The 20998-nt window shown below is 65.6% G+C and carries 20 protein-coding genes; 8 read left to right on the forward strand and 12 right to left on the reverse strand.

Annotated features, from left to right (window positions below; translation table 11 throughout):
- Window positions 1-133: 133 nt before the first annotated feature.
- Window positions 134-1165, forward strand: coding sequence for a hypothetical protein (locus tag GGC65_RS15165; protein ID WP_192647923.1), 1032 nt, complete (start codon window positions 134-136; stop codon window positions 1163-1165).
- Window positions 1166-1174: 9 nt separating this feature from the next.
- Here the strand turns inward: GGC65_RS15165 and GGC65_RS15170 are convergent, their stop codons facing one another.
- The 3 genes from GGC65_RS15170 to GGC65_RS15180 all read right to left on the reverse strand — a co-directional run bounded on the left by GGC65_RS15170 (window position 1175) and on the right by GGC65_RS15180 (window position 5286).
- On the reverse strand, window positions 1175-2758 hold the full coding sequence (locus GGC65_RS15170) for a hypothetical protein (protein WP_192647924.1): 1584 nt from the start codon (window positions 2756-2758) through the stop codon (window positions 1175-1177).
- Window positions 2759-2894: 136 nt separating this feature from the next.
- Complete coding sequence (ubiB, locus tag GGC65_RS15175) at window positions 2895-4439, reverse strand: 2-polyprenylphenol 6-hydroxylase (RefSeq protein ID WP_192647925.1); 1545 nt, start codon at window positions 4437-4439, stop codon at window positions 2895-2897.
- Between the two features lie 109 nt (window positions 4440-4548).
- On the reverse strand, window positions 4549-5286 hold the full coding sequence (locus GGC65_RS15180; RefSeq protein ID WP_192647926.1) for a class I SAM-dependent methyltransferase: 738 nt from the start codon (window positions 5284-5286) through the stop codon (window positions 4549-4551).
- A 94-nt stretch (window positions 5287-5380) separates the two neighbouring features.
- Between GGC65_RS15180 and mutM the strand changes: the two genes are divergently transcribed.
- From mutM to dnaA, 3 genes are all read left to right on the forward strand, one after another.
- Complete coding sequence (gene mutM / locus GGC65_RS15185) at window positions 5381-6193, forward strand: bifunctional DNA-formamidopyrimidine glycosylase/DNA-(apurinic or apyrimidinic site) lyase (RefSeq protein WP_192649559.1); 813 nt, start codon at window positions 5381-5383, stop codon at window positions 6191-6193.
- 189 nt (window positions 6194-6382) lie between these two features.
- Window positions 6383-6646 (forward strand): 30S ribosomal protein S20, encoded by a 264-nt coding sequence (rpsT, locus tag GGC65_RS15190; protein WP_093510196.1) that lies wholly within the window; start codon window positions 6383-6385, stop codon window positions 6644-6646.
- A gap of 504 nt (window positions 6647-7150) precedes the next feature.
- Complete coding sequence (gene dnaA / locus GGC65_RS15195) at window positions 7151-8515, forward strand: chromosomal replication initiator protein DnaA (RefSeq protein WP_192647927.1); 1365 nt, start codon at window positions 7151-7153, stop codon at window positions 8513-8515.
- Between the two features lie 112 nt (window positions 8516-8627).
- Here the strand turns inward: dnaA and GGC65_RS15200 are convergent, their stop codons facing one another.
- The 4 genes from GGC65_RS15200 to secB all read right to left on the reverse strand — a co-directional run bounded on the left by GGC65_RS15200 (window position 8628) and on the right by secB (window position 12634).
- Entirely contained in the window at window positions 8628-9329 is a 702-nt protein-coding gene (locus GGC65_RS15200; protein WP_192647928.1) for a DUF4136 domain-containing protein, read from the reverse strand.
- A 167-nt stretch (window positions 9330-9496) separates the two neighbouring features.
- Window positions 9497-10495, reverse strand: coding sequence for a tryptophan--tRNA ligase (gene trpS, locus GGC65_RS15205; RefSeq protein ID WP_192647929.1), 999 nt, complete (start codon window positions 10493-10495; stop codon window positions 9497-9499).
- Window positions 10496-10498: 3 nt separating this feature from the next.
- Window positions 10499-12091, reverse strand: a complete 1593-nt coding sequence (murJ, locus tag GGC65_RS15210; protein ID WP_192647930.1) for a murein biosynthesis integral membrane protein MurJ — start codon at window positions 12089-12091, stop codon at window positions 10499-10501.
- A 27-nt stretch (window positions 12092-12118) separates the two neighbouring features.
- Window positions 12119-12634 carry a protein-export chaperone SecB gene (gene secB, locus GGC65_RS15215; protein WP_192647931.1) on the reverse strand — a complete coding sequence of 172 codons (516 nt, stop codon included), beginning with the start codon at window positions 12632-12634 and terminating at the stop codon, window positions 12119-12121.
- Between the two features lie 282 nt (window positions 12635-12916).
- On the opposite strand from secB, the gene GGC65_RS15220 reads away from it, so the two are divergent.
- The 3 genes from GGC65_RS15220 to GGC65_RS15230 are packed head-to-tail and all read left to right on the forward strand — an operon-like array spanning window position 12917 to window position 15462.
- Window positions 12917-13549: a Tim44/TimA family putative adaptor protein gene (locus GGC65_RS15220; protein ID WP_413052754.1), complete on the forward strand. Its 633-nt coding sequence runs from the start codon at window positions 12917-12919 to the stop codon at window positions 13547-13549.
- Window positions 13550-13553: 4 nt separating this feature from the next.
- Window positions 13554-14879, forward strand: a complete 1326-nt coding sequence (locus GGC65_RS15225; RefSeq protein WP_225940843.1) for an MltA domain-containing protein — start codon at window positions 13554-13556, stop codon at window positions 14877-14879.
- Between the two features lie 7 nt (window positions 14880-14886).
- Entirely contained in the window at window positions 14887-15462 is a 576-nt protein-coding gene (locus GGC65_RS15230) for a Smr/MutS family protein (protein ID WP_192647933.1), read from the forward strand.
- On the opposite strand, the gene dapE is transcribed toward GGC65_RS15230, so the two are convergent.
- Window positions 15459-16592 carry a succinyl-diaminopimelate desuccinylase gene (gene dapE, locus GGC65_RS15235; RefSeq protein WP_192647934.1) on the reverse strand — a complete coding sequence of 378 codons (1134 nt, stop codon included), beginning with the start codon at window positions 16590-16592 and terminating at the stop codon, window positions 15459-15461. The genes GGC65_RS15230 and dapE overlap by 4 nt on opposite strands.
- 96 nt (window positions 16593-16688) lie before the next feature.
- Between dapE and GGC65_RS15240 the strand changes: the two genes are divergently transcribed.
- A complete protein-coding gene (locus GGC65_RS15240; protein WP_192647935.1) occupies window positions 16689-17156 on the forward strand; it encodes a cupin domain-containing protein in 468 nt (155 codons plus the stop codon).
- Here GGC65_RS15240 and GGC65_RS15245 read toward each other — a convergent pair.
- From GGC65_RS15245 to yidC, 4 genes are read right to left on the reverse strand one after another with little or no spacing between them, the layout of a single operon-like run.
- Window positions 17153-17800 (reverse strand): hypothetical protein, encoded by a 648-nt coding sequence (locus GGC65_RS15245; protein ID WP_192647936.1) that lies wholly within the window; start codon window positions 17798-17800, stop codon window positions 17153-17155. The two genes, GGC65_RS15240 and GGC65_RS15245, sit on opposite strands and share 4 nt — an antisense overlap.
- A 56-nt stretch (window positions 17801-17856) precedes the next feature.
- The gene (locus GGC65_RS15250; protein WP_192647937.1) at window positions 17857-18528 is read right to left on the reverse strand and encodes a glutathione S-transferase family protein; all 672 of its coding nucleotides are present in this window, start codon (window positions 18526-18528) and stop codon (window positions 17857-17859) included.
- 42 nt (window positions 18529-18570) lie between these two features.
- Entirely contained in the window at window positions 18571-19236 is a 666-nt protein-coding gene (yihA, locus tag GGC65_RS15255; RefSeq protein WP_192647938.1) for a ribosome biogenesis GTP-binding protein YihA/YsxC, read from the reverse strand.
- Window positions 19233-20975: a membrane protein insertase YidC gene (gene yidC / locus GGC65_RS15260; protein WP_192647939.1), complete on the reverse strand. Its 1743-nt coding sequence runs from the start codon at window positions 20973-20975 to the stop codon at window positions 19233-19235. The genes yihA and yidC overlap by 4 nt, the downstream gene beginning before the upstream one ends.
- Window positions 20976-20998: the final 23 nt, after the last annotated feature.

Below are 20998 nucleotides of genomic sequence, written 5' to 3' on the forward strand. Positions count from 1 at the left end.
TCCGGGGGTTGGTCGGGCTCAAGCCTTAGCGATTTAAGGTAAATGTCCGGTAACCAAGTCTGCTCCGATGGACGCGGGCTTATAAACGTGCAATTTCACGACGCAGGGGTCGCCTTCGGGCATGGGGGGCTGAATGAACAAGGCTTGGGGCGGGGCATTTATGCTCGCGATGTCGCTTGCGCTTTCGGGTTGCGGCTATGCGAAAAAGGCGCCGCGCGACCTGCCGCCGCTTCCGCCGCCACCGCAGGAAACCGGCTCGACCCCCGAAGCCGACCGCGCCGCCGCCTACCGTGCCGCAGAGGAGGCGGCGATGGCGCAGCGTGCGGCAAGCGAGCAGCAGTCGGCGCGCGCCGAAGCCATGCGCGCTTATGAAGAGGCCAAGGCCGCCGTCGCGCAGGCGAAGAAGCAGGTCGAAGCTGCGCGCAAGGGGCATATCAATATCCCGGACACCGGTGCCGGATCGACCGGCGCCTCACATCTAGCCGATACCGCCGCAGGCCCCGCGAGCGATCAGGGCGGCGTCGGCAAGATCGCCTGCCCGCAACTCGGCGGTCTCGCGACCCCGGAGGAATGCGCCAATTACTCCGGCCTGCTCGCGACGATGCAGAGCGGCGTCGCCGCGTTCGACCCGCCGCGGCGAATGGAGATGGGGCGCGATTACCCGGTCAAGCTGGTGATCGGCGCGAAGGAGGTCGCGGCGCAGGTCGTCGACAGCGCGACCGATGCGGGCGACGTCAAGACCGTCGATATCCGGCTCGGGTCGTGGATCTGCGCCGAATTGCTCGCAACGCAGTTCGAGCTGAATGGCCCCGCGCGCCAGTGCAAGGAACGCGGACTGTCGCGGATGCTTTCGTTCGACTGGACCGTTTCGCCGAAACAGGACGGCAAGCTCAAGCTGGGCGTGAAGGTCGAAAGCCTCGCCGAACAGAATGGCAAGCCCCTCGACACGATCGACAGCCGCATGATCGCGGTCGATGTCGAGGCCGACGCGATCGGACGCTTCGACATGATGGTGTCGCGGCTGACCGACAGCCTTGGCGGCGTGCGGACGATGCTGCTCGCGCTGGTCAGCGCGCTCGGCGTGCTGTCGGTCGCCGTGTGGCGCATCCGCAATCTCGGCAAAAAGCCCGAGAAGGACGCGCTCAAGGATCTGACGGCGAGCTGATCGCGCGTCCTATTCGTTGCCCTTGAGGCTGAACGCGGTGGAATAGAAGATCGAAACCACCGTGTCCTTCTTTTCCTGCCCGCCCCATTCGTGCGCGACCTGGATTCCGCCGTTCAGCTTCTTGTCCTTGTCGAATGCGATATAGAAGGGTGCGATCAGCTGATATCGTTGCTCGATTTCCTTGTAACCGAACGAGGGGCCGAAGCCGATTTCGGGAAGGACGCGTGAAAGGCGTCCGACATCGACCATGGTGCGCGCCTCGATGGAATATTCGAAGCCGCTGTCGCGTTGGGGATGGGCGATGTTGAACTTCTCGCACCGGCGATTGTCGGCCCCCGGGATCGCAGAACCGCCGTAGGACGGCGCATCGATCATGCAAAATTCGATACCGTCGCTGTCCTTGGGCAGCGACCATTTGCGTCCGAAACGGATACGCGGAATGGTAGTCAATCCTTCGAAGGGGCCAAGACTGCCGGGCCAGTGGCGGAAGGCATAGGCGCCGACGCCCCAGTCATAGGTCACCTTTTTCTTGCCCCCGAGTTCGCTGAAATCGAGCGTCGACAGCAGGGGCGGATCGATCTCGGGCGCGCTGATCGTGCCGGGCGGAAAGGCGGCGGGGCCGATATAGCTGAACCGCTGTCGCTGGCTGTCGAGTTTGATGCCGAAACCATATTCGGGAATGTCGTCGGCAGCGGGCGCCAGCCAGACGGCGGCGTTATAGGCGTTCACCGCGTCCATATTGACGAAACGCCCGTCGGCCTTGGTCGCGAACGCCCAATCGAGCAGCGCCTGGCCGCTGCAGCTGTCGGCATCGCGCAACGCACTGGCCTGTCCGAAACGTTCGGCCTGTGTGACGCCGTCGCGATTATGCTTGCTGCGGTCGGCCTCGCACAAGGTGACCATCTCGGTCACCTTCTTGCGGGCCGTCGCCGTCGCGTCGGCGGTCGTCGCTTCAGGAAAATATTGCCAGTTGAAGCTGAACGACAGGCCAAGCGGCTTGTCGGTCAGGTCGCCCGACTTCACGATCACGCCGCGATTTTTCTCGTCGAGCGTCGCGCTCGCGCCGAAGCCGAGCGTCATCGCGACCGCCCGCCTTTTTTCGACCCCATCCTCGCGGAAGGTGTCGATACGGCGGCTCAGCGGTATCTGATATCCGACGACGGCCTGCGTGCCGTCCTTCGCCGCGCTGATCGTGCCGCGAAAGCTGGGCTGCCCGGCGAGGCTTTTCGGCGCGGGCGTCCTGCCCTGCGCATCGACAAGATAGCGATGCAACTCCTCTTCGGTCTTTTCGGGCGTGTCGACATAGGCCTGGAGTCCCGTCACATTGTCCAGAACGGGCACTTTTGCCGTGTCGCTCCGCGGCGCGGGTGTTTCCGTCCGGCCCGCGAGAATCGTCAGCAATTGACCGATCATCGTTTCGGCGCGCGTCGCCGCTGCCTGCGCGTCGGGGGCATCCTGCCTTGCTTTTGATGAAAGCTGTCGCAGTTCTGCGATCTGGGCTTCGATGGCGGTCCGGTCGGGCGCGGGGGCCGGGGTCTGCGCTCCGGCAGACAGGCATTGCCAGGGCAGGGTTAGCAGCAGGATAGCCGCCAAATTTCTGTTTCGCCCACGCGACGCGTTCGCGCCGGACATATTGTGCCCCACCATTTCGCCCCTCCCGTTTCCCTGGGGCAGCTTAAGAGGGGGCGATCCGCGCCGATAGGATCAATGCGTCAGGAATGGAGGATGTTCAGCCGAACCACGACAGCGCCGCGGCACCTGCTGCCGCACCCGCGAGCGCAGTCAGCGCATAGCGCCACCAGCGCTTTTTCTCGCCCACGTCCCACATCAGCGCGATGTCGGGCAGCGGCGGCGCGGGCGGGGCGGCGCCCTTGCGCGGCAATTGCGCGTCGAGCCGGCGGATGATGTCGGGGATCAGCGCCAGCGTCTTGCCCTGTTCGCGTAGGCCGTCGGCAAGCGCGGCCTCGGGGCCGAGCTCGTCGCGGATCCATTCGCTGACGAAGGGGCCCGAGACGTCCCACATGTTGATCTTGGGATTGAGCATCGTCGCGACGCCCTCGACCATCACCATCGTCTTCTGGAGGAGGAGGAGGTGCGGCTGTGTCTGCATGTCGAAATCGCGCGTGATCGCGAACAGCCCGTCGAGCATCTGCCCGACGCTGAGTTCGCTCACCGGCTTGCCGCGCATCGGCTCGCCCACCGCGCGGAGCGCCGTCGCGAATTCCTCGACATTGTGATAGGCGGGCACATATTGCGCCTCGAAATGGATTTCGGCGACGCGGCGGTAATTGCCCGTGGTCAGCCCATAAAGAATCTCGGCGAGCCAGTAGCGCGCCTGCCGGTTGATCCGCCCCATGATGCCGAAGTCGACGGCGGCGATCGTGCCGTCGGCCTTCACGAACAAATTGCCCTGGTGCATGTCGGCGTGAAAGAAACCTTCGGCGATCGCCTGCCGCAGGAAGGCGTTGACGAGGTTGGCCGACAATTTCTCCATGTCGTGCCCTGCGGCAATCAGCTGGTCACGGTGCGAAATCTTGATGCCGTCGATCCAGTCGAGCGTCATCACGCGGCTCGCGGTGCGGTCCCAGTCGATCGCAGGCACTTCATATTCGGGCACGCCGACCATCGCGTCGCGCAGTTCGGACGCCGAGGCGGCCTCACGGCGCAGATCGAGCTCGCGCAGCGTCCAGCGGCGGAAATTGGCGATCACTTCGCGCGGGCGAAGCCGCGTCGCTTCGCCGCCGAGCGCCTCGAGATGCGCCGCCGCCCATTCATAGGTGTCGATGTCGCGCGCGAACTGCTTGTCGATGCCGGGGCGGCGGACCTTCACGGCGACCTTGCGGCCCTCGGTCGTCACCGCACGGTGAACCTGCGCGATCGACGCGGAGCCGACGGGTTCGGGGTCGAATTCGCTGTAGAGGCTTTCGAGCGGGACTTCGAAGGTCGCCTCGATTTCCTGCCGGATGCGCTCGAACCCGACGGGGGCGAGTGCGTCCTGCAGCGTGAGCAGATTATGCGCCGCTTCCTCACCGACAAGGTCGGGGCGCGTTGCGAGCGTCTGGCCGAGCTTGACTGCGGCGGGGCCGATTGCCTGGAAGGCCGCGGCATAGTCGGGCACCTTCGGCTGGATCGTGCCGAGGCGTGCGATCCGGCACAGGCGCTTGACCCCGGGCGGCGTCTGCGGGGCACTCTCGATCCCGCGCAGCGCGCCGTGGCGCGCAAGGATGCGCCCCCACTTCAGCAGGCGGACGATATGGGTGACGGGTCGGGTCACTCGGCCACCGCTCCAACCTTCGTCATTCCCGCGAAAGCGGGAACCCAGCGCGCCCCGTTATCGTCATGGGTCCCCGCCTGCGCGGGGACGCTCGCATGCTGTTGCATGCTCACGCTTTCCACCCGCTGTGGATCGCGACGAGCCCGCCAAGGATCGGTTCGACCTTCACCGCGGTGAACCCCGCGTCGCGGATCATTGCCGCGAATTTGGGCATCGGCGGGAAACGGCGGATCGATTCGATCAGGTAACGATAGCTGTCCTCGTCGTCGGCGATCAGCTTGCCGAGCTTGGGGACGAGGTGATGCGAATAGGCGTCATAGGCCTGCGCGAACCCCGGCCATTCGTTGGTCGAAAATTCGAGGCAGAAGAAACGCCCGCCATAGCGCAGCACGCGGTGCGCTTCCTGAAGCGCCGCGGGAATGTCGGTGACGTTGCGGATGCCGAAGGCGATCGTATAGGCGTCGAAAAACTGGTCGGGGAACGACAGCTTCTCGGCATTTTGTTCGGACCAGACGAGGCTGTCGATCCCGCGTTCGGCGGCGCGTTCCATGCCGACGCCCAGCATGTCGGGATTGATGTCGGCGACGGTGATGCTCGCGCCGAACCGCTCCATGCGAAAGGCGATGTCGCCGGTGCCGCCCGCCATGTCGAGGATCGTCTCGCCCTCGCGCGGTTTGACGCGGCGCACGAAGCGGTCCTTCCACAGGCGATGCATGCCCCCCGACATCGCGTCGTTCATGATGTCATATTTGCGCGCGACGCGGCTGAACACCTCGCCGACCATCGCGGTCTTCTCGCCCGCGGGGACCTGTTCATAGCCGAAGCTGACGGTGTCGGGAGTGGCCATGGAGTGCGCGCCTTTTGCGGGGGAGAGGTAAAGTCGAACGGCCTTTAGCGGGGCCTTGCCGCCCGCGCAAATGGCGCGTAGCCCGATGCGCGATATGCCCGAACTCCCCGAAGTCGAAACCACCGTCCGCGGCCTTGCGCCCTTCCTCGAAGGCCAGCGGCTGACCGCGGTCACCACCTTCCGCCCCGACCTGCGGCGGCCCTTTCCCGCCGACCTCGCGCAGCGGCTCACCGGCGCGACGGTCACGGGCCTCTCGCGCCGCGCCAAATATGGCGTGATCTCGACCGACCGCGACGATCATATGATCTTCCACCTCGGCATGTCGGGACGCTGGCGGACCGAGGGCGGCGAGGCGGGCAAGCACGACCATCTGCTGCTCGAAACCGGGGCGGGGCACAGGCTGTTCCTGCACGACCCGCGGCGTTTCGGCTCGGTCGACCTCGTCAGCGGCGATCCGCTGACCCTCTTTCCCGCCTTCGTCACGCTCGGTCCCGAGCCTTTGTCCGATGCCTTCGACGCCGCCTATCTCGCCAAGGCGCTCGCTGGCCGCCGCGCGCCGATCAAGGCGATGCTGCTCGACCAGACAATCGTCGCGGGGCTCGGCAATATCTATGTCTGCGAGGCGCTCAACATGGCGCACATCTCGCCAGTGAAGCCTGCCGCCGACGTATCGAAGGCAAAGCTCGCTGTGCTCGTGCCCGCGATCAAGGACGTGCTGATCGCCGCCATCGCCGCCGGCGGATCGACCCTGCGCGACTTCCTCAGTCCCGAGGGTGACCTCGGCTATTTCGCCAAGGACTGGCGCGTCTATGGCCGCGAGGGCGAGGCGTGCGAATGCGGCGGGACGATTGCGCGGATCGTGCAATCGGGCCGGTCGACCTTCTATTGCCCGAAATGCCAACGATAATGCGGGTAATTGCCCGCAAAGCCATTGACCAAATCGCCCTTCGCCGCTATGCGCGCACCCTTCGAGCAGGGTCCGGTCGTCCGGAACCGGCCGCATCCGGACATTGATTCGCTGCAATTCGCGCGATTCGGCTGCTCCGCTGAGGCTGTGCTCCGACCATGTAGACCGTTTGAAAGATTAGAGGAATTTATGGCCAATACGCCGCAGGCAAAAAAGCGCATCCGCCGTAACACCGCGCGCACCATCGTGAACAAGAATCGCGTTTCGCGCATTCGCACGCTGGTGAAGAAGGTCGAGAACGCCGTCGCAGCCGGTGACAAGGACGCCGCTGCAACCGCGTTGAAGGCGGCGCAGCCTGAAATGGCACGCGGCGTTGCCAAGGGCGTTCTCCACAAGAACACCGTGGCCCGCAAGTTCTCGCGCCTGACCAAGAGCGTGAACGCGATCGCCTGATTCGCTTTGTCCCGAAAGGGAACAAAAAGGACCCGCTGGCTTCATGCCAGCGGGTCCTTTTTTGCATCCGATATTGTGACAGCGCGATGGCAATAGTGTTGCAGCGCGGTAAGTGACGGATTTACGGCGATTCGTTGTTTTGTCGCTGGTTTGTCATAAATAACTCACTGAAAATACGTCATAAAATGACGTTCCGGCGCGATTCTGCCCCCCCTAGTGAGTCAAGATTTTTATTTCAGTATTTTTACATGGGCGCCACTTGATCGACTCGGCGCGGCCTGACTAGACAGGGTGCGTCGTCGGCCTTCGCCGGTGGCCGCCACATCGACATGATTCGCAACTCTTCGGGCCATCGGTCCCGGAAAGAATGCCTGCGCCCGGCGCAGGCGACGGATCGGCGCGTGGATCGGCCGCCCGATTGTTCGGTGACGAGGGGACCTGAGGGGGCGGCACAGCGTGACAGAGAGCGGCAATTGGCATGGGCATGACGTTAAGGGCGGAGCAGTGAGCGGTGAAGCCGCAACGCTCTGGCCGCGCGTGGCCGAAGGGCTGCGCCGCGACCTTGGCGTGCGCACCTTCGACCATTGGCTGAAGCCCGTGCGCTTTGCCGATTATTGCACGCTGTCGGGCGTCGTGACGCTCGAAACCGTCAGCCGCTTCTCGGCGAACTGGATCAACGAACGGTTCGGCGACCGCCTCGAACTCGCGTGGCGCCAGCAACTGCCGGCGGTGCGCGGCGTTACGGTGCGCGGCGGTGCCGCCGCCGACGATCGCGCCACGGCCCTCGCGGCCTCGCCGCTGCCGAGCTTCGACACCCCGCCGCCGACACCCGCCGCCAATCCCGCGCTGCTGGGTTTCGACCCGCGCCTGTCGTTCGACCGCTTCGTCGTCGCGCGCAGCAACATCCTCGCCGCCAACGCCGCACGCCGCATGGCGATGGTCGAGGCGCCGCAGTTCAACCCGCTCTACCTCTGCTCGGGCACCGGGCAGGGCAAGACGCACCTGCTCCAGGCAATCGCGCAGGATTATGCCGCGGCGCATCCGACCGCGAACATCATCCTGATGTCGGCCGAAAAATTCATGCTCGAATTCGTCGGCGCGATGCGCGGCGGCGACATGATGGCGTTCAAGGCGCGGCTGCGCGCCGCCGACCTGCTGCTGCTCGACGACCTCCAGTTCGTGATCGGCAAGAATTCGACGCAGGAAGAGCTGCTCCACACGATCGACGACCTGATGACCGCGGGCAAGCGCCTCGTCGTCACCGCCGACCGCCCGCCGGCGATGCTCGACGGGGTCGAGGCACGGCTGCTGTCGCGCCTGTCGGGCGGCCTTGTCGCCGATATCGAGGCGCCCGAGGACGACCTGCGCGAACGCATCATCCGCCAGCGCCTCGCCGCGATGCCGATGGTCGAGGTGCCCGACAATGTCGTCGCCTATCTGGTCAAGCATTTCACGCGCAACATCCGCGAGCTCGAAGGCGCGCTCAATAAATTGCTCGCCTATGCCGCGCTCACCGGCACGACGGTCGACCTCGCGCTCGCCGAAGACCGGCTCGCCGAGAATGTCCGCACCGCGCGCCCGCGTATCACGATCGACGAGATCCAGCGCGCGGTGTGCGCGCACTACCGCCTCGACAAGTCCGAAATGTCGTCGAAGCGCCGCGTCCGCGCGATCGCGCGCCCGCGGCAGGTCGCAATGTATCTCGCGAAGGAACTGACCCCGCGCTCCTATCCCGAAATCGGCCGCCGCTTCGGCGGGCGCGATCATTCGACGGTGATTCATGCGGTGCGCACGGTCGAGACGCTGCGCGTCAACGACAGCGAACTCGATGCCGAAATCGCCGCGATCCGGCGTAGCCTCAACGGCTGACCCACAGGCAATCCACAGATTTATGCCGGACTTGTCCCCGGCATTATCCACAGCAAAAAGGCCCGCCCTTCGCGTGAAGGGCGGGCCTTTTGTCTGGCTTGCTGGGGGTGCCTCAGCCCTTTTCGGGCGGTGCCACCGTAATCCGCACCCGCTCGCCCGAATTGCCGGGGAAGCCGGTGAACATCGCCTCGACGAGGTTCGGGACGATCGCCTGGAGGTTGTTGTCGCGCGACTGCGCTTCGGCATGGCCTTCGAACAGGCGCGAGCCGTCGGCTGAACGGCTGATCTGGAGATCGAGCCCGCTGGTGTAGACGGTGTAGCTGCTGACGTCGTTATAGCCGCCCCAGCCGGGTCCGAAACCGCCCCACAGGAACGGATCGCGATAGCCATAGACATAGCGGCGCCCGCCGCGGCCCGAGACGATCACCGGGCGATAGAAGCCGCGGCCGTAATAGCCGCCGAAACCGCCGTACCAGGGATCGCCGAAGCCGGGGCTCGACACGACGCGTTCGCGGCCCTTGTCGACGCCATAATCCATCCGGACGACGAGGTCGGCGCGCTCGCCGCTCGCCGCCTGGCGATAGCCATAGCGGGTGAGTTCGCCCGCGACGAGATTGGCATATTGGCCGAACTCGATACCACCCTGCAGCGCGGGGTTGCTCGCCTCGACGGTGAAGCTCTGGCCCTGCGGCGCGGGAAGCTGCGACTGGAAGCGCGCGACGTCGGCCTTGAACGGGGTCGCGCAGCCGGCCAAAGCCAGCGCCGCGCCCGTCATCGCGGCCAGGCCCAACCGCCTGAAATTCATCTTGCTCATCGTCTTGGCTCCGTGATTCGGGATGCGCATAAGCGGCACTTTCATACCATAGACTATGTCAGCGCGACTTAACCTTGGTTGAACTCGGTTCGTCGCGCCGTCGTTCCACCGCCCTAATATGGGGCGGCGGACGCGCTTAACAAGATTTTTCGCCCTAAGACGAAGGTTTAACGGCAGAGCCCCAGCGCGGCATAAGCCGCGTCGAGCGTCGGCTTCGCGAGCGCCGATGCGCGCGCCGCGCCCGCCTCGAGCGCCGCGTCGATCGCCGCCGGATCGGCCTTGAGCTCGGTCAGCCGCGTCGCGATCGGGCGCAGCGTCTCGACGAGCAGTTCGCCGAGCGCGGGCTTGAACGCCCCGAACCCCTGCCCCGCGAAGCGCGCGAGCACCTGATCGACGCTCTCGTCGGCCATCGCGGCATAGATCGACACGAGATTCTTCGCCTCGGGCCGCCCTTCGAGGCCGACAGCCTCGGAGGGCAGCGGCTCGGCGTCGGTCTTGGCCTTGCGGATCTTCGCCATGATCGTGTCGGCATCGTCGACCAGGTTGATGCGGCTCGCATCGCTCGGGTCCGATTTCGACATTTTGGCCGATCCGTCGCGCAGGCTCATGATCCGCGCCGCGGCCGCCGGGATCGTCGGTTCGGGCAGGGTGAAGGTTTCGGTTGCCGTGTCGAGGTTGAACTTGGTCGCGATGTCGCGCGCCAGTTCCAGATGCTGCTTCTGGTCGTCGCCGACGGGGACATGCGTCGTCTGATAGAGCAGCACGTCGGCCGCCTGCAGCACCGGATAGGCGAAGAGGCCAACGCTCGCGCCCTCGCGGTTCTTGCCCGACTTTTCCTTGAACTGCGTCATGCGGTTCAGCCAGCCGATGCGCGCGGTGCAGAACAGCATCCACGCGAGCTCGGCATGCGCGGGAACGCGCGCCTGATTGAACAATATCGCCTTGCCGGGATCGATCCCCGCCGCCATCAGCGCCGCCGCCATTTCGCGCGTGTTCGCGGTCAATTCGGCGGGGTCGTTATAGACGGTGATCGCGTGCAGGTCGGCGAGGAAATAGAGCTTCTCGCCCGGCATCTCGTCCTGCATGCGCACCCAGTTGCGGATCGCGCCCAGATAATTGCCGAGATGCAAATTTCCGGTGGGCTGGATGCCCGATAGCGTCCGCATGTCTTACTCCTGAGTTTCGGCAGCTTTGCCGCGCCGCCGCGTCAGCATGGCGACCAGATCCTTGTCAAGCGCGCCGACGAGAAAGGCGGCGGCGAAAAACACCGCGCCGCCCGCGGCACAGAGCGCGGCGAGCGACCAGATGCGCTCGAATACGCCGCCGCCATAATAAGGCTTCATCAGCGGCATCATCCACCAGAGCAGCGCCGACATCGCGGCGACCGCGACGATCTGCCGCGCGATACGCCCGGCGAGCTTCGCGGTGAAGTGGAACCAGCCGCGGCGGTGCAGGATGGTGTAGAGGAGGATGCAGTTGATCGTCGCCGACGCCGCGGTCGCGCCGGCAAGCCCGACAATACCATAATGTTCGACGACATAGAGGTTGATCGCGACGTTGATGATCAGCGACGCAAAGGCTGTCCACACCGGCGTACGCAGATCCTCGCGCGCGAAGAATCCGGGGTTCAATATCTTGATGATAACATAGGCGGGCAGGCCGGCGACCAACGCCATCACGATATGCGCCATGATCGTACCGTCTTCGGCGGTGAACTTTCCCCCGACGAAAAAGGCGGCGGTGAAGGCGGGGGCGCAGATCGCGAGCGCCGCAGCCGCGGGCAGCGTGAGCAAAGTCGCGATCTCGAACGCATTGCTCTGCAAGCGCTGCGCCTCGGATGCGTCGCCGCCGTGGATGTGGCGCGACAGCATCGGCAGGATCGCGGTGCCGAGTGCGATGCCGACGATGCCGAGCGGCAGCTGGTTCAGCCGGTCGGCGAGCTTCAGCAAAGTCAGCGACCCTTGCGGCAGCGAGGTCGCGAAGAAGGTGTCGACGAACTGGCTCACCTGATAGATGCCGGCGCCGAAGGTCGCGGGCAGGATCAGCATGCCGAGCTTTTTCACCTCGGGCGTGAGTTTCGGAAAGCGCCAGTGGAGCCGCAGCCCCGCCCGCCGCACCGCCCACGCCATATAGGCGAGCTGGACGACCCCCGCGAGGCTGACAGAGACCGCAAGCGCCTCGGCGACGATCCGGTCGTCGCCGCCCGGGCCGCGCAGCCACCAGCCGGTGATGATCCCGCCGATCAATACGATGTTGAGCAGCACCGGCACGAAGGCACCCGGCGCGAAGCGTGATCGCGCGTTAAGCAGTCCCGACAGCATCGCGACGAGGCTGACGAACGCGAGATAGGGAAAGGTAACGCGGCTCAGGAAAACCGCGAAATCGAACTTGCCGGGTACGTCCTGAAAGTCGCGCGCGAGCAGCCAGACGATCCCGGGCATTGCGATCATCATGATCGCGGAAAAGCCGAACAGCGCCCAGAGGAAGACCGACAGCACATCGTCGGCGAATTTCGCGGCCTCTTCCTCGCCGCCCTCGCCATGCAGCACGCGGCTGTACATCGGGACGAAGGCGACCGAAAAGGCGCCCTCGGCAAACAGGCGGCGAAAGGTGTTGGGCAGCGTGAAGGCGAGCTGGAAGGCGTCGGCCGCCAGGCCGGCGCCGAGGACGCGGGCGAGCAGCATGTCACGCGCAAAGCCGAAAATGCGGCTGACCATGGTCAGGCCGCCGATCGTCCCCACGCTTTTGACGAGGCTGCTCAAGCCCTCAGCTCGCCCCCGTTACGGGGCTCAGGCCTGGCCGACCGCGACTTCGCCGGCCGCCTCGGCCTGTGCCGCCTGAACCTGCTGCGCGAACAGGCCGTGGAAGTCGATCGGTTCGAGCAGCAACGGCGGGAAGCCGCCGTCGCGGACGGCATCGGCGACGACGCGGCGCGCGAAGGGGAACAGGATGCGCGGTGCTTCGGCGAGGAAGAAGGGCTGAAGCTGGTCGTCGGGGACGTTGCGCACGCCGAACAGGCCGGCATATTTCAGGTCGATCACAAAGCTCGTGCCCTGATCGGTCTTCGACGTCACGTCGATTTTCAGCGACACTTCGTACAGATTGTCGCCGACGCTGTCGGCCGCGATATTGAACTGCACATCGACCTGCGGCGCGTCCTGCCACTGATAGACGACCGGCGCGTTCGGGTTTTCGAACGACAAATCCTTCACATATTGCGAAATCAGGCCGATCGCCGGGCTCGTGTCTTCACCATTGGGCTGGAGGGCGGGGTTGTTGAGGTCGGGGCTCGTTTCGTCGGCCATGATCAAGAAGCTTTCACTGGAAAGATGGAAACATATCCGCATCCGCAGACCGTGTCTGGACCGCGGCGGACGGTTGCCGCGGCGCTTAGCAGCGCCCGGCAGCGAGCACAATGGCCGCCCTGTTCCGGGGTGTGGTTAAGGGTGAATCGTTGACCCGCCGCGCCGCAGCGGCCATGGTCATTTGAAACTAGGGCGCGTATCGCCTATGTATAAGCCAGTTTGTTTCCATATGCCCGCATTGGACTTTTGCCCGTGACCGCTTTTTCGATCGTCCTGCTCGCCATGATTGCCGCCTTCCTCGGCATGCGGCTCTACTCGGTGCTCGGCAAGCGCACGGGGCATGAGCAGGAGCCGGTGCTGCCGCGCGAGCGCACTGCCGCGTCGCCGGTGCGGCTCGACGAAAATGATGGGTCGCAGACTGCGGCGCCTGCCGCCGCCGATACCTCGGGCCTCGTTTACGAACCCGCGGCCGAGGCCGGCCTTCGCCAGCTGCTCGCAACCGACCGCAATTTCGACGCCGGCCGTTTCATGGAGGGCGCCGAAGCGGCGTACCGCATGATCCTCGAGGCTTATTGGAAAGGCGACCGCGACACGCTTCGCGATCTCTGCGACGACGACAGCTACGAAGCTTTCGCCGATGCGATCGCTGCGCGCGAAAGCCGCGGCGAAACGCTCGACAACCGCCTGATGGGAATCGATTCGGCCAAGATCACCGCGGTCGAACTGAATCGCAGCGAGGCGCGCGTCACCGTGCATTATCGTGCCGATATCAGCGCGGTCACCCGCGATGCCGACGGCAAGCTGATCGCCGGGTCGATGAGCGACGCGTCGCAGACCGACGACCTTTGGACCTTCCGTCGTCAGATCGGCAGCAACGACCCCAATTGGGTGCTCGACGAAGCCGAATCGGCCTGACCCCATGATCCTGACAGCGGGGGCGCCGCGCGCGCGGACTTTCGGATTCGCGCTGCTCGCCGCCCTGCCGCTGCTTGCTGGCTGCGCTTCGGTGATTCCCGAGGCCGATAGCCGTCCCACGACGGTCGCGCCTGCGCCGCCGCGCCCGGCGGGTACACCGCGTCCCTATGTGCCGCGTCCGTCCGAAGGCGCCGGTGCCGCCGCCCAACCGATTCCCGCAACCCCGCGCGCGCCGCTTCCCGCGACGCCTGTCCCGGCCGACGCGACGACCGCCGCCGCCAGCGGCGTGCTCGCGGGCCCGGACTTCTCGACGCTCGGCGTGACCGCAGAGCAGGCGACCGCCGCGCTCGTCGCTTTCCGCCTCAGCTGCCCTTCGGTCCAGCGCCGCACCGACACCAGCGGCCTGACGCAGGGTGCCGACTGGGCCGAAAGCTGCACCGCGGCCAAAAGCTGGAAAGACAGCGACGCGCTCGCCTTCTTCACGAGCTATTTCGGCACCGTGCAGGTCGGCGCGGGCACCGCCTTCGTCACCGGCTATTATGAGCCCGAAATCGCCGGCTCGCGCACGAAGCAGCCGGGCTACGACGTCCCCATCTATCGCCGCCCCGCGGATCTGATCGAGGTCGACCTCGGCCAGTTCGCCGACGATTTGAAGGGCCGCAAGATTCGCGGCCGTGTCGATGGCGACGATTTCGTCCGCTATTACAACCGCACCGCGATCGAGAGCGGCGCGCTCGACGGGCGGGGGCTCGAAATCGCTTATGCCGCCGACGCGGCCGAATTCTTCTTCCTGCAGGTGCAGGGCTCGGGGCGCCTCCGCCTGCCCGACGGCGGCATCATGCGCATCGGCTACGACACGCAGAACGGCCGCGGCTATGTCGGCATCGGCAAGCTCCTGCTCGACCGTGGCGAATTGCAGCGCGGGCAGGCGTCGATGCAGGGTATCCTCGACTATCTTCGCGCCGACCCCGTGCGCGGCGCCGCAGTGATGAACGAGAACCCCAGCTGGGTCTTCTTCCGCGAACTCACCGGCCCCGGCCCGCTCGGTGCGCTTGGCGTTCCGGTGACGGGCCGCGCGAGCGTCGCCGCCGATCCCAAATATGTGCCGCTCGGCGCCCCCGTGTTCCTGTCGCTCGACCGCGCCGAACCCAATGGGCTATGGATCGCCCAGGACACCGGCGGCGCGATCAAGGGCGCGAACCGCTTCGACAGCTTCTGGGGCGCGGGCGACGACGCGCGCGCGATCGCGGGCGGCATGTCGGGACGCGGCTCGGCGCTGCTGCTGCTCCCGCGCGCCAGCATCGCGCGGCTGGTCCCTCCCGCCGGCTGACCCCGCGATGCCGCGGCGCCTCGATCCCGACGAAAGCGCGCTGTGGAAAAAGGTCGCAGCGACTGTAAAGCCGCTGCCCAAGGCGAAAGCGCCGCTCGCGCCCGTCGCGCCGCCGACCGTCAAGCCGCCCAAACCGACCCCGCGCAGCACCGCCGCACCCGCCGCGCCGCCGCGCGCCCCCGCGAAATTGCCGCCGCCGCGCCGAACGCATCAGGCCGCAACGCTCGACGGCCATTGGGATCGGCGTCTGCGCAAGGGCCTCGTCCGCCCCGATCTCAGCATCGACCTCCACGGCCATACGCTCGCCTCGGCGCAGGCGTTGCTTGACGACGCCATCGGGCGCGGGCTGATGCGCGGCGCGCGCGTTCTGCTCGTGGTGGCTGGGCGCCTCCGTCCCGGCGCCGACCGCCTGCCGCAGATGCACGGCGACCCGCGCCCGCGCGGCGCGATCCGCGCCTCGCTGCCCGACTGGCTCGCTTATTCGCCCTACGCCGACCAGATCGTCGCGCTCCGCCCCGCGCACATCAGCCACGGCGGGGCAGGGGCGGTCTATGTGATCCTGCGCCGCGCGCGCGAGGACTAGACGAAAGCCCGCATCAATATGCCGCGATAGATGGCGGTGAGCGTGTGCAGATCGTCGATCACAACCGCCTCATCGAGCTTGTGCATGGTCGCATTGGTCAGCCCGAATTCGACCACCGGGCAGAGCGCGTGAAGGAAACGCGCGTCCGAGGTTCCGCCCGTCGTCGACATCTCGGGCATGATATCGGTCTCGGCATGGATCGCTTCGGCGACGAGACCCGACAAATCTCCGGGCGGCGTCAGAAAGGCTTCGCCCGAAATCTTGCCTAGTATCTTGGCATTTGGCTCGACCTCATGCGCGATCCGTTCGATCATCGCGACAAGGTCGGCGCCCTTTTGCTGGTCGTTGAAGCGGATCGACAGCCGTGCGCGCGCCGACGCCGGGATGACGTTGGTCGCACCATTGCCGACTTCGATATCGGTGAACTCGATATTCGACGGCTGGAACCAGTCGTTGCCCTCGTCGAGCGCCACCGCGCCGATCGCCGCCATGATCCGCACCAGCTTGGGGATCGGATTGTCGGCGAGGTGCGGATAGGCGACATGCCCCTGCGTCCCCGGCACGTCGATCCAGATATTGACCGAGCCGCGCCGCCCGATCTTCACCATGTCGCCGAGCCGGTTCACCGAGGTCGGCTCGCCGACGACGATCATGTCGGGTTTCACGCCGCGCGCATCCATATGCTCCATCAGCGCTCGCGTGCCGAAGATCGCAGGGCCTTCCTCGTCGCCGGTGATGATCAGGCTGATCGTGCCCGCCTCGACCGGCGTCGCAGCGGCCGCAGCGACGAACGCCGCAATCGAACCCTTCATGTCGACCGCGCCGCGCCCGTAGAGCAGATCGCCGCGAACCTCGGGCGCAAAGGCGTCGCCCGTCCAGCCGACGCCCGGCGGCACGACGTCGAGATGCCCGGCAAAGCCGAAATGCTTCGGGCCCGTGCCCGTGCGCACCGCAAGAAGATTCTCGACCGGCCCGTCGGGCTCGATCCCGTCGATGAAGCGCTCGACCGTAAAGCCGAGCGGCGCCAGCGCCGCCTCCAGCGTGTCGAACACGGCGCCCATGGCGGGGGTGACGCTCGGCGCGGCGATCAGCGCCTTGGCCAGTTCTACGGGATCAACATGATGGGTCATGCTCGCCCTTTACGCCTTCGCGCGGCGCGAAGTCGAGGCTTTGCATCGCGCCGCCTTTGTGCGAAACAAAGGCAGAACAAATATACGAGGACTGCCATGCCCAAGCTCGATCTCGACGCGATCCCGCAAACCAACGCCACCGGCTATCCCGCGCCCTACAATCAGCCCGTCCAGGGCCGCTGGTACCGCAGGCTCGCGCCCGTCACGGGACTCAGCGATTTCGCCGCGAGCCATGTCGTGCTCAAACCCGGCGCCTGGTCGTCGCAGCGCCACTGGCACGACGGCGAGGACGAGATGCTGGTGATGATTTCGGGCGAGGCGGTGCTGATCGAGGATGACGGGCGCTGGCCGATGCGCCCGGGCGATATTGCGGTGTGGCCGAAGGGCAGCACCAACGGCCATCATCTGGTCAACGAATCGGATGCCGACTGCGTCTTCGTCGCGTTGGGCGGCGGCAAGAAATACGACACCGGCGGCGGCTATTCGGACATCGACATGCTCTTCACGCCCGACGGCTATTTCCACAAGGACGGCACGCCCTATCCGACGAGCCGCATTCCCTAACGGATATCGAAGGCAAGCAGGGTGAAGCGCGCCGGGGCGGTCGCGAAAACGCCATGCCCGCGCGGCCCGCCAAGGGCGCCGAAGGTCAGCCCCAGCCGGTCGGCATCGGCCAGCGCGGCGCGCATCGCATCGGGATTCGATCCCGACGTCCGTCCCATGACCGAAATCCAGTCCGGATCGTCGAGGCGAACGCGCATCTCATATTCGCCCGGCGCAAGAGGCTGGACCGTCGCGGCCGGTGAAAACCAGCGATAATGTTCATAGCGTCCCTTCGCCGACCAGGTGTCGCCGCGTCGTTGGAGATAGAGCGACAGCGCCGCAGGCAGATCGGGGTTTTCCTGCGGGACGAAGCGCGTTCCGGGCCGCGCTTCGATACGGTAGCGAACGGTGATCCGCGACTTTCCGGCCAGCGAGCCCGGGCGGAAGGTGACATAATGGACATGTCCCCTTGCGGCGTCGGGGGCAGGGAAGTCGAACGTCCAGCCGGTGCGCGTCGGCCGCGGCCGCAGGGGCATGCCGACCGAATAATTCTTCCCGCGGATGACGGGGCCGATTTCCCAGTCGGGGACGCCGGGCGCGGCGGCGATCGCGATGGGAGAAAGCAGGGCGAGCCCGATGCAGGTCAGGATCGATCGTCTTTGCATATCCCGTCCTATCATACTGCCGGCATCGGTTCCTGAACGGCCGGTTCGGGCCGGGTTCAGCCCTCGACCGGCCCCTCGAATTTCTCAATGATCCAGTCCTCGGCCTGCGCGCCGCCGATCCATTCCTGCATGCACGGGTGGCTGATCACCGCCTGCGCATAGGCGGCAACGAAACGCGGCAGCGGGATCGAGTAAGTGACGAAGCGCGTGACGACCGGCGCGAACATGATGTCGGCCGCCGACCATTTGCCGAACAGATAGTCGCCCTCGCCGCCGAACCGCGCGCGCGCTTCGGCCCAGATCTGGAAAATGCGCACGACATCGGCCTGCACTTCGGGGAGCAGCTCGGCGGGCGGATAGATGCGCCGGATGTTCATGCTGTGGTTGCGGCGGAGCGCGGCAAAGCTCGAATGCATTTCGGCCGCCATCGACCGCGCCATCGCGCGCGCCGCCATGTCATCGGGCCAGAAACCCTTCGTGCCGCCGGTCTTTTCGTTGAGATAGTCGATGATCGCGAGACTGTCCCACACGACGATATCGTCGCCGTCCCACAGGATCGGCACCTTGCCGCCCGACGGCGCGAACTCGTCGCCTTCGCGCCGCTGGCTCCATTCCTCGTCATAGAGCGGGACGGTGACTTCCTCGAACGGCAGGCCGCTATGCTTGACCGCGAGCCAGCCGCGCAGGCTCCAACTGGAATAAGCCTTGTTGCCGATGAACAGTTTCATGCGATCTCCTTGGCCCCACCCTCAAGGGGAGGGAGGAAAAGGTCAACTCTCGACCGCCTCCAGCACCGCAGTGCGCAGCTCGGCTAGCCCCATGCCCTTCTCACTGCTCGTCGCGATCACCTGCGGATGCGCGGCAGGGTGCTTGCGCGCTTCGGCCTCGGTCGCGGCCTGCACCGCTTCGAGTTCGGTCGCCTTGATCTTGTCGGCCTTGGTCAGCACGATGCGATAGCTGACCGCCGCGGTGTCGAGCATTTCGAGCACGTCGCGGTCGACATCCTTGATTCCGTGGCGGCTGTCGATCAGCACCAAAGTGCGTTTGAGCACCGCGCGGCCGCGAAGATAGTCGTTGATCAGGAAGCGCCATTTCTTGACGACATCCTTCGGCGCCTTGGCAAAGCCATAGCCGGGCATGTCGACGAGCCGGAAGATCAGCGGATTTTCGCCGACGTCGAAATAGTTGAGTTCCTGCGTCCGCCCCGGCGTCACCGAGGTGCGCGCGAGGCCGTTGCGGTTCGTGAGGGCATTGAGCAGCGACGACTTGCCGACGTTCGAGCGCCCCGCGAATGCGATCTCGGGCACGCTTGGGCTTGGCAGATGCTGGAGCGCGGGCGCCGATTTCAGGAAGGTGATCGGTCCCGAAAACAGCTTGCGCGCGCGCTCCGCCCGTTCGGGGTCGGCCCCCGGATCAAGATCTTCGCTGTCGCTCACTTCGCCGGTGCCGCCTTCAGCTGCGGGAACTTGCGGTACATCCACTGCTGCTGCGCGATCGACAGGATGTTGTTGGTGATCCAGTAAAGCAGCAGGCCGGCCGCGAACGGCGCCATGATGAACATGAACAGCCACGGCATGATCTTGAACACCTGCTGCTGCACGGGATCGGTCGCCTGCGGGTTCAGACGGAACTGCAGGAACATCGTGATGCCCAGGATCACCGCAAGGATGCCGATCGACAGGATCGACGGCGGGGTGAAGGGCAGCAGGCCGAACAGGTTCAGGATGTGCAGCGGATCGGGCGCCGACAGATCCTTGATCCACAGGATGAACGGCTGGTGCCGCATTTCGATCGTCAGCATCAGCACCTTGTACAGCGCATAGAAGATCGGAATCTGGATCAGGATCGGCAAGCAGCCGGCGAGCGGATTGATCTTCTCGTCCTTATAGAGCTTCATCAGCTCTTGCTGCATCTTGGGCTTGTCGTCCTTGTAGCGTTCCTGCAGCGCCTTCATCTTCGGCTGGACGAGGCGCATCTGCGCCATCGAACCGAACTGGCGCTGCGCGATCGGGAACATCAGCGCGCGGATGATCAGCGTCAGCACCATGATCGCGACCCCGAAATTGCCGACCTGCTTGAACAGCCAGTCGAGCAGCTTGAAGATCGGCACCTCGAAAAATTCGAACCAGCCCCAGTCGATCGCGTTCGACAGGCGCGTGATGCCCTGATCGTCCTGATAGTGCGACAGCGTGCTCACTTCCTTGGCGCCGGCAAAGACGCGGCTGGTCGTCGTGACCTGCTTGCCCGGCGCGACCTCGACAAGGTCGCGGGCAAAGGCGGCGCGATAGGCACCGCCGGGCAGCGAATTGAACGCGGCCGAGACTTTCTCGCCCTTCGCAGGCACGACTGCGGCGAGCCAATATTTGTCGGTGAAGCCGAGCCAGCCGGCCGCGGTGTAGGACACCGTGCCGTTCGAAGCCTCTTCAACCTCGTCATAATTGGTGAAGTTCGACTTGCCGTCGAGATAGCCGGTCGGGCCGACGTGGATCGTCCAGCTGTCCTGCTCGTGCGGGTCGGTCGGCTTGCCGGTGCGGTCGATATAGGTACCGCTGCGCACCGCGACGGGCGCGGCGCCGGTGTTGGCGATCGTCTGCTTCGCGGTGATCAGATAATCATCATCGATGCTATATTCGATGCGGAAGGTCTGGCCGGTCGTGTTCGCCCAGCTCAGCGTCACGGGGGTCGACGGGGTCAGCTTCGTGCCACTCGCGGTCCAGACGGTGGTGGCGCCCGGGACGACGATGCCCTGCGCCGACCAGCCGATGCTTGCGAAATAGGCGGCCTTGGTGCCGGCGGGCGCGAACAGGCGCACCGCGGGCGAATCCTTCTTGATCGTCTGGCGATATTTGCTGAGCGTGATGTCGTCGACGCGCGCGCCGACAAGGTTGATCGACCCCTTGATCGCGGGGGTGTCGATCGGAATGCGGTTGCCGTCGGCCAGCACCGCCTCGACCGGGCGGATCGCCTGCGGCGCGGTGGCGGGTACGCCGGGCGCGGGCAGCGCGGCGGGCTGGCCCGGCGCCGCGGCGGGCGCCGCGCCGTCGGGGCCCGCGACCGTCTTCGTCACATCGGGCTTGTCGGGCGTGGGAAAGAATTTCTCGGAGACGAAATTCCAGCCGATCAGGATTGCCACCGACAGCAGGATGGCCGTGATCATGTTACGCTTGTCGTCCACGCTCGTTGGTCTCTCTTCGTCTA

The sequence above is a fragment of the Sphingopyxis sp. OAS728 genome, from assembly GCF_014873485.1.
Classification (GTDB): domain Bacteria; phylum Pseudomonadota; class Alphaproteobacteria; order Sphingomonadales; family Sphingomonadaceae; genus Sphingopyxis.